This window comes from Salisediminibacterium halotolerans (assembly GCF_003814815.1).
GTDB lineage: Bacteria > Bacillota > Bacilli > Bacillales > Salisediminibacteriaceae > Salisediminibacterium > Salisediminibacterium halotolerans.
The window spans coordinates 37,287-48,438 of sequence record NZ_RKQQ01000008.1 but is presented as its reverse complement, the minus strand read 5'-3'; the positions used below and the strand labels follow the sequence as shown (position 1 = coordinate 48,438).

Genomic DNA, 11,152 nt, shown 5'->3' with positions numbered 1-11,152 from the left:
TTGCCGGAATGTCTTCCGGACTTGTCTTGCTAAATTGACGGGATATCTTCTTACTATATCCCACTTTACGCTTGGCTTTTGTTTAGTTTTCAAAGATCAATACGGCCGCTTTTTCCTTACGGCGACTTTATTAATATACCATGCCGTCAAAGTTACGTCAATTCTTTTTTTAAAAAGAATTTTTGCGGCTTTCGCTTTCGAAATATCATCAAAGCGACAAGAAAAAATATACCATGAGAAATGAAATGAATGCAATAGGTTTTTTAAAAAGTTTTTATAAAAAATACGCACTTGGGACAAAACGTTTCATTCAGCGAAGCCGGCAGTATTTATGATTAAAGATTAAAAAACAGCCCTCATGGATGTGAGAGCCGCAGAGTCTAGACAAAGTCATGATATCGATCGATGTCCTATTAAAAGGAACGGCTGACTGCGCATCATCCGGCTTCTTTCACCTGAAGGTATCACTGCGACATCGGCTCAAAAGACTTCGCCGTCTCTTACTAGTCCGCGGGCGAGCGCCTAGCCGCTTCGAGCTGATGCCCTGCAGAGTCTCGCCTGTCTCGCTATTCCGCAGGAGAATGCCGGGATGCCGGGTCATCCTCTTTTTTGAATCGAGTGTATTCATAATAAAGAAAGCCACGCATCCACTTCTCCGACGCCTCTGGGAAAGCAAGCGACGAAGATCCGGATTCGGCGATCCAAGGCCTCCGAATACTAGCTGAGTCCTTGCCCGGGGCAAGCGGAGGTTAGCGGCTGCATGGCTTAGTTTGTATACAATCTGACGGCCCCCACGGATGTGAGAGCCGTCTTTATCCACCGGTTTTGTCCTGGTTTCGTACGATTTAACGCTGTGTTTATTCCGACTTCTCTTCTGTCCGCGCACGCATTTGCGGGAAAAGGAGCACATCCCGAATCGATTTGGAGTTGGTCAAAAGCATCACTAACCTGTCAATGCCGATGCCCAGCCCGCCGGTCGGCGGCAAACCATATTCGAGCGATTCAATGAAATCTTCATCCATCATATGCGCTTCGTCGTCCCCTTGCTCGCGTTCGACTATCTGCGCTTCAAACCTTGCACGCTGATCAATCGGATCGTTTAATTCGCTGAACGCATTTGCGTGTTCGCGCCCGACAATGAACAATTCAAAGCGATCGGTAAACCGAGGATCTTCGCTGCTCTTTTTCGCTAACGGCGAGATTTCAATCGGGTGACCGTAAACAAATGTCGGCTGAATCAGTTTTTCTTCAACGAAGTACTCGAAGAACTCATTGACGATATGGCCGAATTTCATCGTTTCTTTATATGGGACCCCGTGTTTTTTCGCGAGATTCTGCGCTTCTTCATCAGACATCTCTTGCCAAAAGTCCACTCCGGTATATTCTTTAATAATATCGGCAATGTGTACTTTTTTCCATTCCGGTGTCAAATCGAGTTTGTATTCGTCATATTCAACAACGGTCGTGCCGAGCACATCTTCGGCAACATGAGCAATGACATTTTCCGTCAGTGTCATGATATCTTTGTAGTCGGCATAAGCTTCATATAATTCAATCATAGTAAACTCCGGGTTGTGGCGGGTGGAGATCCCTTCGTTGCGAAAGACGCGGCCGATTTCATAAACCTTTTCCATTCCGCCGACAATCAGCCTTTTTAAATGGAGTTCGATAGCGATACGCATAAACAGCGTCATATCCAATGCATTGTGATGTGTCTCAAACGGCCGGGCTGAAGCCCCGCCGGCGATCGAATGCATCATTGGCGTTTCCACTTCAAGAAATCCTTGCTCGTCCAAGTAACGGCGCATTGATTGCAAAATTTTACTGCGGAGAACGAATGTATCGCGAACTTCCGGATTCATAATCAAATCCAAATAACGCTGACGATAGCGCTGTTCAACATCTTTTAAGCCGTGATATTTATCCGGCAGCGGCCGGAGCGATTTTGTCAGAATTTGAAATTCATCCGCCTTAACGGACAGTTCGCCTACTTTCGTTTTAAAAACTGTGCCGGTCACGCCGATGATATCGCCAATATCAGCACGGCCGAACAAATCGTAAGCTTCTTCACCGACTTCATCTTTCCGGACATAAATTTGAATTTGTGCGGAAATATCCTGTAAATGAGCAAAACCGGCTTTTCCTTTGCCGCGCTTCGTCATCATTCTTCCGGCAATCACGACGCGGTCATTTTTTTCTTCGAGTTCTTCTTTAGCAAATTGGTCATAATCCTGGATGATCGTCTGAGCATAATGAGTGCGCTCAAATTTGCTGCCGAACGGATCAATGCCAAGGTCGATCATGTTGTTTAACTTTTCGCGGCGGACTTGCAGCTGATCAGTGGTATTGTATTCCTCGGTCACGTTCACCATCTCCTGTACGTGTAAAATCTTAATGTCAGTCATCGCAGTAATGAACAGTATACGCAGAAACTGCCGGGATTAACCGGCAGTCTCTTAATCTCAACGTATTATAGAAAAGTTCACGATGCTTGTCAACTCATTGAAAAGCGCGTTCATTCGTTACGTTGACACCGCTTGCCGCTCTTGCATTTCCTCGCCCAACTGATCGAAAGCGGCGGCCATCTCGTCACGCGTCGCCATTTGATTGATCTTATCGCGCATTTTTGCCGCGCCGCGGATACCTTTAATATACCACGATGCGTGCTTGCGCATTTCACGGACAGCGACTTCTTCGCCTTTTAGATCGATCAGTCTGTCCATATGAAGCTTGCAGACATCCATCTTCTCTTGCGGAGACGGTTCCGAAATATTCTCACCGGTTTCCAAGTAATGAATGGTGCGGTAAAGCATCCACGGATTCCCGAGAGCGGCGCGTCCGACCATCACGCCGTCAACACCTGTTTCATCAAGCATGCGCCGGGCATCCTCCGGCGTTTTTACATCCCCGTTGCCGATAATCGGAATATTTACCGCATTTTTTACTTCGCGCAAGATATTCCAATCGGCTTCTCCTTCGTACATTTGCACGCGGGTACGGCCGTGAAGCGATATCGCCTGACCGCCTGCGCGTTCAACGGCTTTTGCATTCTCGACGGCATAAATCGAGTCGTCGTCCCAGCCTTTGCGCATTTTTACAGTAACAGGTTTGTCGACGGCGTCGACCGTCGCGGCAACCATTTCATAAATTTTATCCGGATTCAAAAGCCAGCGGGCCCCCGCATCGCAGGATGTAATTTTCGGTACGGGACAGCCCATATTAATGTCGATAATATCAGCATTCGTCTGTTTGTCGACAACTTTGGCTGCTTCTGTCAATGTTTCCCGCGTGCCGCCGAAAATTTGCAAACTCAGCGGCTTTTCCCGTTCATCCACATAAAGCATGTCGAGCGAACGTTCGTTTTTATGCAGGATCGCTTTGTCACTGACCATTTCTGCACATACAAGTCCCGTGCCGAATTCTTTGGCAATCAGGCGGAACGCCGGGTTGCATACGCCGGCCATCGGGGCAAGAACGACGCGGTTTTTCATCGTGATGTCACTTATTTTCAACATGTTGTTTCACCTCTGGAAATAATGTAGTTCGTGTTCAGTTCCCCCTGAGTTCTTCTCCCCATGCCAACACGCTCTTTTTGACAACACTATCTTTATCAGCAGAGCGCTCAATCAGTTCAGAAATCGATCCTAAACTGTCAATCGTCAAATCCGGTTCGACTTCCGCCAGCGGGATCAGCACAAAAGCCCGCTCGCTTAAGCGCGGATGAGGAATGCTCAGCCTGTTTGTTGCTTTTCTTTCCGTGCCGAAAAGTAAAATATCAAGGTCAATCGTCCGCGGCCCCCAAAGTTCCTCGCGCATCCGTCCGCCTTCACTCTCAATCCGCTGTGTTTCATCCAGGAGCTCTTCAGGGCTTAATGCCGTACAACCTTTAACGGCCATATTTAAAAACACAGGTTGATCGGTTTTGCCGACCGGAGCTGTTTCATAAACAGACGAAACTTTCACCAGCCGTACCCCCGGCGCTGCATGCAATTGCTTTAACGCTCGTTCTAAGTGGCTTTCCCGATCACCCTGATTAGAACCGAGCGCAAGATAAAACACCGTTTCTGTTACATCCGTCATATATCGCTTCGATCCCGCGAAACCTGAACAGCGACATGGTCATAGTGTCCCGGAATCGGCGGATCGGGTTTAATGATTTTCACAGTGCAGCCGGTCACCTCGGGAAATTGCCGGAGAAGCACATCCGCCAGTTTGTTTGACAATGTCTCGACTAAGCTGACCGGCTCGCCTTCGATGACATGCTTCGCCATTTCATAAACTTTCGCGTAATTCACCGTATCGTCGAGATGATCGCTGGCTGCTGCCTTGCGCGTATCCATCTCTAAAACAACGTCCGCCGTAAAGCGCTGGCCGAGTTTATTTTCTTCCGGAAAAGCTCCGTGATAGCCGTAAAACTGCATTCCTTCGACGAACACCTTGTCCATCGTCTCACCCTTTCACATTTGAACATTTAAAGCTGGCGCCAGTGAATTACGAACCGCTCGGAGCCAGCGGTTCATTGCCTTTTCCCAGCATAACATCCATCATTTTCGCCATTCTGCTCATTTCTAACACGTCATGAACGCGGATGATATCGCTCCCTTTTTCAATCCCGAGGCAAACCGTTGCGCCGGTTCCTTCCACACGCTGGTCGACCGGCAGATCAAGCGTTTTTGAAATCAGCGATTTTCGCGATGTACCAAGGAGCAGCGGGTAGCCTAATGCTTTAAATTCTTCGAGCCGGCGCATAATATGAATATTGTCCTCATACGTCTTCGCAAAACCGATCCCGGGATCGAGAATAATCCGCTCCTTCTTCACGCCGTGCGCTAAACAAATCTCGATGCTCTCATTTAAATCGTTTTTTACATCTTCAACTAAATTAACATAATCCATATTATTGCGGTTGTGCATTAACACAATCGGCACATCATAGGCTGCTGCTACAGCCGCCATATCAACGTCTTTTTTCGCTCCCCAAACATCGTTAATCATATCCGCCCCGGCATCGAGAGCCTGCTTCGCCACTTCTGCTTTGTACGTATCGACAGACAGCGGCACATCAACAGCTTGGCGCACAGCTTGAACTGCCGGAATAACGCGGCGCAGTTCCTCTGCCGCTGTGATCGGCACCGCTCCCGGACGGGTCGATTCACCGCCGATATCTAAAATATCAGCTCCCTGCCTGACGAGAAGTTTAGCGCGTTCGGCAACCTCTTCGGGAGTGTTGTATGATCCGCCGTCCGAAAACGAATCGGGCGTTATATTCAAAATCCCCATGACCGCAGTAGACAAGGAAAAATCCAATTCATAGCGGCCCCATGCGATGACTTGCCGTTTCTCATTCATCTACATCACCTTTTTCTGCGTGGTTAACTGCTTTTCAGCTTTCATATTGCCAGTCTGCCAGCGAAAATAATTGCCTGCAGTGCTGATGATACACAGAACGAAGCTTTCGGTAAACTTCCCCGCTCTGACCGCTGAAAATGGCTTCATCCCATACGGAGACCGGTACGATTTCCTGAATTGCATTCGTCAACCAGACTTCATCCGCCGCTTGAGCATGGGCCAGGCTGAACCGGCCGGATTCAACTTGCAACCCCGCTTTGCGGGCAGCCGTGATTATATAGGAACGCGCCGTCCCGGGCAGGCAGCCGCATGACAAATCCGGGGTAAAGACAGTTTGGCCTTTGCGCCAAAAAATATTCGAGACAATCCCTTCGCTGACAAAGCCGTCTTCGGTCAAAAAAATGCCTTCAACACCGGCAGCATTGCCTAATTCCTGCCTTCCGGCAATATTATTAAAATAATGGTGCGATTTCATCCTGACCGCTGTTTCAGGAGTGTTGCGCCGTTGGTTTAAAGTGACGGCCTGCTTTTCTGCCGGAAACGATGCCGGAAGTTGTTTGACAAAAACGAACTCATTCGGTGCATCGTAAGGTGCGGAGGGCAGACCGATGCCGCGTTCTCCGGCCGTAATGTTCCAGCGGAAATAAGCGTCGGCCGTGTTATTTTTTTTGAGCAAATCATAAATAACAGCGAGCGTCCGCTCCCGGTCATAAGCGGGCAGTTTGATTTGCATCTGCTCGGCACTCGCATGCAAACGGTGAAAATGATCATCGAGCAAAAACGGATGCCCGCTGTACGTGCGGAACGTTTCAAATAAACCCATGCCGTACAAAAAACCGTGATCAAACGGCGACACCTGCAATGATGCTTCGTCTGTCAATTCACCGTTTACACAGTGGAACATCGGCGCTCATACTCCCGGTAAGCTGCCAGAAAGTTGCGCAACAGCTGTTTGCCCGTGTCGGTCATAATCGATTCAGGGTGAAATTGCACGCCTTCTACCGGGAATTCGCGGTGACGAAGCCCCATAATTTCACCGCGGCTCGTCTCGGCCGAAATTTCCAATACATCCGGAAGCGTCTCCCGTTTTACAATCAACGAATGATAACGCGTCGCGGTAAACGGGTGAGACAAGCCGGCAAACACCGTGCGACCGTCGTGGTCAATCGCGGACGTTTTGCCGTGCATAAGCCGCTCAGCCCGGACAACCTCGGCGCCGAAAACTTGAGCAAGCGACTGATGACCGAGGCAAACCCCCAAAATGGGAATCTTCCCGGAAAAATGATCGATAATTGCCATGCTCATGCCCGCTTCATTCGGCGAGCACGGTCCGGGGGAAATCATCACATAATCCGGCGCGAGCTCTTCGATATCTTTTAGCGTCACTTCATCGTTGCGGCGGACGGCTAAGTCTTCCCCCATTTCCCCTAAATACTGCACTAAGTTGTACGTAAATGAATCATAATTATCAATCATTAAAATCATTTAACTTCCTCCTCTGCTCGTCTTTTCATCATTAACAGCTCCTCTTCGCTCTTCTCTTTTGCATACCAAAGCGCCTTCGCCTTTTTTAACGATTCTTTATATTCCGCTTCTGGGTTCGAATCAACGACAATGCCTGCTCCGGCCTGAACATGCACTTCTTCGTCTTTAATAACCATCGTGCGGATCGTGATGTTCAGTTCCATATCACCGTTAAAACCGAGCCAGCCGAACGCACCGGTATAAGCGCCCCGTCGGACCGGCTCCAGCTCCTCGATGATTTCCATCGTGCGGATTTTCGGCGCACCCGTAATCGTTCCGCCGGGAAACGCCGCTTTCAGCACGTCGATGGCATCTTTATCCGCCGCCTTAACTCCGCGGATGTTGGAGACGATGTGCATGACGTGCGAGTACTTTTCAATCACCATCAGCTCATCGACATGCACGCTCCCGTATCGGCTGACACGGCCGAGATCATTGCGTTCGAGATCGACAAGCATAATGTGTTCCGCCCGCTCTTTTTCGTTGTTGATTAATGTCTCTGCCAAGCGAACGTCGTCTTGTTCATCTTTCCCCCGCGAGCGCGTGCCCGCAATCGGCCGGGTACTGATCTCATCGCCTTTCACTTTGACGAGAAGTTCCGGGGAAGCACTGATATAAAACGTTTCCGGCGTCGCAAAATAACCCATATACGGCGAAGGGTTGACCGCCCGGAGCCATTTATAGATGTGCATCGGCGCAACCGTTAACGGCTCAGATTCCCGAACGGATAAATTGACTTGAAAAACATCGCCGTCGCGGATATACTGCTGCACTTGACGCACCGCTTCTGTGAATGTTTTTTTATCAAACGACCGGCGCCGGGAAGAAGCTTTCGGCGGTGCGCCGCCCGCGAATGAAAAATCCGCGGTTTGATCGTTCACTCTCGCCTCCGCTTTCCCCCACGCGTCTTCCATGTTCAAAAGGATCGGCTCAGGATCTGACTCATCAGTTATGACGATCAACCAGAGCGTTTCCATTTTATGATCAATCACGTACAGCTCATCAAAAGCCAAGAGGTGAAGGTCATCCGTTTGAAGATCATCTGCCGTTTCATCGGGAAGCGTTTCGATTTGCCGGATCAAGTCGTAACTCCACTGGCCGATCAGCCCGCCTTGAACATCCGGAAGCTCGGGATCGATGTTTGTTTTATACGCGTCCATCCATCTGCGCAATGATTCAAGAAGCGGTCCGTCAAACCGTTTGACCGTTTCTCGTGTCGTTACAGTCAGCACTTGATCTTTCCCTTTTAACGAAGCCCACGGCGATAAACCGATCACAGAATAGCGCCCGCCCCTTCCGCTTTCGAGCAAGACGTGGCAGTCGTTCCCGCGGGATAGCTCACAATAGGTCAAATACCAGTTATCCGTTTTCTCATCCAGCGGAAACATCTTCCCGGCAGGCTGTCTTGTCATGATTTCAACCTCTTTCAAAAGCTGTATTTCAACCATATATAGGAAAACCCTACACTTACCTTCATTACATTATAAGGGGAGGAGCGATCTGACGCAATCACCTCGTAACCGACGATAACAAAGCCCGGCACACGCCGGGCTTTGTTGTGATTATTCTGTTTCGAAATCGTACAGCGGGGTGCTTAAATAACGTTCGCCGTTACTCGGAATGACGGCGACAACTTTTTTCCCTTTTCCTAATTGTTTAGCGACGTCAAGCGCAGCGGAAATAGCTGCTCCGGAAGAAATGCCGCCGAGAATGCCTTCTTCTCTCGCCGCCCGCCGGGCATACTCATACGATTTTTCTGTCGACACCGTCATCACTTGGTCGTACATAGATGTATCAAGAATTTCCGGGACGAAGCCGGCGCCAATGCCTTGAATTTTATGCGGTCCTTTATTTCCGCCTGACAGAACAGGAGAATCCTCCGGTTCAAGCGCAATGAGTTGAACATCAGGAAAATGCTTTTTCAATACTTCACCGGCTCCTGTGATCGTCCCGCCGGTCCCGATCCCCGAGACAAACGCATCGATCTGGCCGTCCATTTGATCGACAAGTTCTATTCCGGTCGTTTCGCGGTGAACGGCCGGGTTCGCCTCATTTTCAAATTGCTGGGGCATAAAGTAGCCGTGCTCACGCTGAAGTTCCTTGGCTCGCGCGATCGCACCGCCCATGCCGTCCGGCCCCGGGGTCAGTTCCAGCTCTGCTCCGTAAGCTTTCAGCAAATTCCGCCGTTCTAAACTCATCGTATCCGGCATCACTAATAGAGAGCGGTACCCTTTGGCCGCCGCCACCATGGCTAAACCGATACCGGTATTGCCGCTTGTCGGTTCGACGATCGTGTCGCCCGGCTTAATATTCCCTGAATTTTCAGCGCTTTCGACCATTGAAAGAGCAATTCGGTCTTTTACACTGCTTCCAGGGTTCATAAATTCGAGTTTCACATACACGTCAGCATGATCGTCCTCTGTCAGCCGCTGCAGCTTCACCAGCGGTGTTTCACCGATCAACTCCGTTATCGACTCAACAACTTTTCCCATTGTAACAGCTCCTCCGCCAAAACCTAGTAAATAGGTAAGATTTATTGGTTTTAATCTTAGCAAACTTGTTACACGCCGTCAAGCCGCTTACTGCCGCCCGGTGTTTTCTCGCTCGCTTTCGATTTCTTCAAGTTCTGCTTTCGAAAAATTGTAAATTTCGTTGCAAAATTGGCAGATCGTTTCCGCACCCTCGTCTTCTTCGATCATCGCTTTTAATTCAGCTCCGTCAATTCCGTACAGAGCGTTTGTAATCCGTTCTTTGGAACAATGACATTGAAACTTTGTTTCCATTGTTTCAATCACCCGGAAATTATTTTCGCCGGCAATTTGCTCGACAATTTCCTCCGGCGTTTTCCCCCACTTAATCATTGTTGATACAGGCGGAAGTTCGCTCAGCCGCTGTTCGACGATGTCGATCATATCATCTGAAGCACCCGGCATTAACTGAACGATGAAGCCTCCGGAGGCCTGGACATCATCGTCTTCGCCGATTAAGACACCGAGTGCGACAGATGACGGCGTTTGTTCTGACGATGCGAAATAGTACGTGAAATCGTCGCCGATCTCACCGCTGACTAATGGAACACTGCCGGTAAAGTGCTCACGCATGCCGAGATCTTTGACGACAGATAACGATCCTTCATTGCCGACAACGGAGGAAACGTTTAATTTTCCGTCTTCGCGCCTCGCCGGATCAATATCAGCTTTATTTAAGTAGCCTCGCGCCGTTCCGCCGGCGGTGGCATCGACAACGATCGGTGATGACGGGCCGTTTCCTTCGATTTTGATTGTCAGCTTTTCATCGCCCTTTAACATCGCGCCCATCATCGTGCCTGCTGACATCGCTCGTCCGAGTGCAGCGGTTACCGTCCGCCATGTTTCCTGGCGCCGGGCGGCTTCTTTCACCATTTCCGTTGAACGGATCGCATAAATTCGCACGTTATCATCAAAGGCAAGCGCCTTTACTAAATAATCATTATTCATCATTCATTCTCCTTTTTTCGTTCTTCTCATAAATGTAACAAAGACCGTCGAGCGTCAAGTAAGGTTCGACTTTATCAATCGAGGCGGTATTTTCAGCAATCATTTCCGCCTGATCACCGGTGGCAATCACAAGCGGGGACGCATCGTCCGCTTCTGCTTTGATCTTGCCGATGATGCCTTCCGCCTGCGAAATGACCCCGAAAAGATAACCGGAGCGCATCGCATCAACGGTGTTTGTACCGATGACTTTGTCCGTTTTGACTGTGTCGACTGTCGGCAGTTTCGACGCTTTATTGTAGAGCGCCTGCATCGAAATCTCCATCCCTGGAGCAATGACACCGCCCATATACTGACTCTTTTTGTTAATGTAACAATACGTCGAGGCTGTTCCGAAATCGACAATGATTAACGGCGCTTGATACTTTTGCAGCGCTGAAACGGCATTAACGATGCGATCGCTGCCGACTTCTTTCGGATTGTCGCTCATAATATTCAACCCTGTTTTAATTCCAGGACCGACCGTTTTCGGCGGCAAATCAAAATAACGGGTGCACATATCCCGAAGCGTTTCATCAAATGCCGGCACGACAGACGAAACCATCACGCCGCGGACGTTTTCCAGCTTCAGACCGTGGTGTTGGAATAATTGCCGAATCAGCATCGCAAATGCATCCGCCGTTTGATTGACATCCGTCTGTACAGTCCAATCATAAACCCGTTTTCCCTTTTCGTACAAACCTAACGCTGTCTTTGTATTCCCGACATCAAATACCGCAATCATCCAATCATCCCTTTCGCTGTCA

General features: G+C 49.3%; 11 protein-coding genes. All 11 read right to left on the bottom strand.

Features of this window, described 5'->3' with window-relative positions; translation table 11 throughout:
• Window positions 1–857 precede the first annotated feature (857 nt).
• Window positions 858–2,363: a lysine--tRNA ligase gene (lysS, locus tag EDD67_RS13560; RefSeq protein ID WP_186805948.1), complete on the bottom strand. Its 1,506-nt coding sequence runs from the start codon at window positions 2,361–2,363 to the stop codon at window positions 858–860.
• 159 nt (window positions 2,364–2,522) lie between these two features.
• Complete coding sequence (gene dusB / locus EDD67_RS13555; RefSeq protein ID WP_121438659.1) at window positions 2,523–3,515, bottom strand: tRNA dihydrouridine synthase DusB; 993 nt, start codon at window positions 3,513–3,515, stop codon at window positions 2,523–2,525.
• Window positions 3,516–3,549: 34 nt separating this feature from the next.
• Window positions 3,550–4,080, bottom strand: coding sequence for a 2-amino-4-hydroxy-6-hydroxymethyldihydropteridine diphosphokinase (gene folK / locus EDD67_RS13550; RefSeq protein ID WP_121438660.1), 531 nt, complete (start codon window positions 4,078–4,080; stop codon window positions 3,550–3,552).
• On the bottom strand, window positions 4,077–4,445 hold the full coding sequence (folB, locus tag EDD67_RS13545) for a dihydroneopterin aldolase (protein ID WP_121438661.1): 369 nt from the start codon (window positions 4,443–4,445) through the stop codon (window positions 4,077–4,079). The genes folK and folB overlap by 4 nt, the downstream gene beginning before the upstream one ends.
• 46 nt (window positions 4,446–4,491) lie before the next feature.
• Window positions 4,492–5,349 (bottom strand): dihydropteroate synthase, encoded by an 858-nt coding sequence (gene folP, locus EDD67_RS13540; RefSeq protein WP_121438662.1) that lies wholly within the window; start codon window positions 5,347–5,349, stop codon window positions 4,492–4,494.
• Between the two features lie 34 nt (window positions 5,350–5,383).
• The gene (pabC, locus tag EDD67_RS13535) at window positions 5,384–6,253 is read right to left on the bottom strand and encodes an aminodeoxychorismate lyase (RefSeq protein WP_121438663.1); all 870 of its coding nucleotides are present in this window, start codon (window positions 6,251–6,253) and stop codon (window positions 5,384–5,386) included.
• Window positions 6,238–6,834, bottom strand: coding sequence for an aminodeoxychorismate/anthranilate synthase component II (gene pabA, locus EDD67_RS13530; RefSeq protein WP_121438664.1), 597 nt, complete (start codon window positions 6,832–6,834; stop codon window positions 6,238–6,240). The genes pabC and pabA overlap by 16 nt, the downstream gene beginning before the upstream one ends.
• Window positions 6,831–8,285 (bottom strand): anthranilate synthase component I family protein, encoded by a 1,455-nt coding sequence (locus EDD67_RS13525; RefSeq protein ID WP_242005908.1) that lies wholly within the window; start codon window positions 8,283–8,285, stop codon window positions 6,831–6,833. The genes pabA and EDD67_RS13525 overlap by 4 nt, the downstream gene beginning before the upstream one ends.
• A gap of 150 nt (window positions 8,286–8,435) precedes the next feature.
• Window positions 8,436–9,365, bottom strand: a complete 930-nt coding sequence (gene cysK / locus EDD67_RS13520) for a cysteine synthase A (protein ID WP_093074060.1) — start codon at window positions 9,363–9,365, stop codon at window positions 8,436–8,438.
• Between the two features lie 87 nt (window positions 9,366–9,452).
• The gene (gene hslO, locus EDD67_RS13515; RefSeq protein WP_093074058.1) at window positions 9,453–10,349 is read right to left on the bottom strand and encodes an Hsp33 family molecular chaperone HslO; all 897 of its coding nucleotides are present in this window, start codon (window positions 10,347–10,349) and stop codon (window positions 9,453–9,455) included.
• The gene (locus EDD67_RS13510; protein WP_121438666.1) at window positions 10,342–11,130 is read right to left on the bottom strand and encodes a type III pantothenate kinase; all 789 of its coding nucleotides are present in this window, start codon (window positions 11,128–11,130) and stop codon (window positions 10,342–10,344) included. The genes hslO and EDD67_RS13510 overlap by 8 nt, the downstream gene beginning before the upstream one ends.
• Window positions 11,131–11,152 lie beyond the last annotated feature (22 nt).